1 protein-coding gene is annotated in these 1,437 nt (G+C 58.9%); it reads left to right on the forward strand.

Translation table 11 applies throughout. The features are described from left to right. The first annotated feature begins 115 nt into the window (after positions 1–115). The gene (locus E6W33_RS26835) at positions 116–1,168 is read left to right on the forward strand and encodes an IS110 family transposase (protein ID WP_136420442.1); all 1,053 of its coding nucleotides are present in this window, start codon (positions 116–118) and stop codon (positions 1,166–1,168) included. Positions 1,169–1,437: the final 269 nt, after the last annotated feature.

Here is a 1,437-nt window from a genome sequence, read left to right on the forward strand (position 1 = left end):
CAAATGGTATGGACGCCGCCTTCTCGGGCAGGCAATGGAGGGGGACTCCTGCGCCGACGGCATCGATGTGCCAAAGTGGAAGTGTTGACCAACCACTTGAGGCGAGGAGTCCATCATGGATATTACGACGATTGGTGTGGATCTGGCAAAGCGGGTATTTGCAGTGCATGGCGCAGACCGTCACGGCAAGGCGGTATTGCGCAAGACATTGCGGCGAGAACAAATGGTGCCGTTCTTTGCGCGTTTGCAGCCGTGCGTAGTGGCAATGGAAGCCTGCGGCAGCGCACACTACTGGGCGCGCAAGCTGGGATCGCTCGGGCACACGGTCAAGCTGATCGCGCCCCAATTCGTCAAACCGTATGTCAAGGGAAACAAACATGATGCTGCCGATGCGGCGGCGATTTGCGAAGCAGCCACTCGCCCCAGCATGCGATTCGTCGCTGTCAAGACACCGCAAACGCAGGCGGTCCTGGCGCTGCATCGGGCCCGGGATGGCTTCATCAGGGCGCGCACGGCCCAAGCCAATCAGTTGCGCGGCTTGTTAGCCGAATTCGGTTTGATTCTTCCGCAAGGCTTGGCCCGGTTGATGCAGGAGGTCAAAGGCGTGCTGGCCGACGAGATGAACGACTTGCCCACCTTGATGCGCACTCTGGGGCAACGGCTGCTGTCGCACTTGCTGGAGCTGGACCGGCAGGTACAGGAAATCGACAACGAGGTGCGACAACTCTCCCGGCAATCGAGCGTATGCCGCCGCCTGGAACAGGTGCCGGGAATCGGGCCGATCACGGCAACGGCACTGGAGGCAACTGTAGGCGACACGATTCACACGTTCAAAAATGGGCGACAACTCGCAGCCTTCCTCGGCCTCGTGCCTAAGCAGCATTCCAGCGGTGGCAAGGAGCGCCTGCAAGGCATCAGCAAGCGCGGCGATGGTTATCTGCGGCGCCTGTTGGTGCATGGCGCCCGGGCAGTGTTGTATCACACGATGAACAAGCCTGAGCGTAGCAGCAGTTGGCTGACGCAGCTGGCCGGCCGACGAAATGCAAATGTCGCGTGCGTAGCGCAAGCCAACAAGACGGCGCGCATTATTTGGGCAATGCTGGTCCACAACCGGGAATTCCGGTCTGACTTCTGTGCCGTGGCCGGCAAAGAAGTCAGACCGGCTTGATTCACGATAGCAGGAGCATAGTGCGGCACGTCAACAGGTTGCGCAGGTAAGAAACAAGTGATGGCAAACAGGTAAGACCGGGACGGCATCAACCCGATAAGAACCATGAGCATCAAGCTCGGCGATCAAATAGGGCTGCCGTCAGCGAATCCCATAGAGGCCAGCGGCGATGCCGCAATCGAAGGCCGGATGTAAGTTCGCAATCTCTATTCTGTTTGGATCATGCGGTTTTTACTTGGCAAACGGCGGCGTCCATGTAAGGCTCTTAG

This window comes from Herbaspirillum sp. ST 5-3 (genome assembly GCF_004804275.1).
Taxonomy (GTDB): Bacteria; Pseudomonadota; Gammaproteobacteria; order Burkholderiales; family Burkholderiaceae_D; genus Noviherbaspirillum.

What these genes read in the sequence shown, in the direction of transcription:
- E6W33_RS26835 (WP_136420442.1), top strand. Translation starts at nt 116, where the DNA reads ATGGATATTACGACGATTGGTGTGGATCTGGCAAAGCGGGTATTTGCA.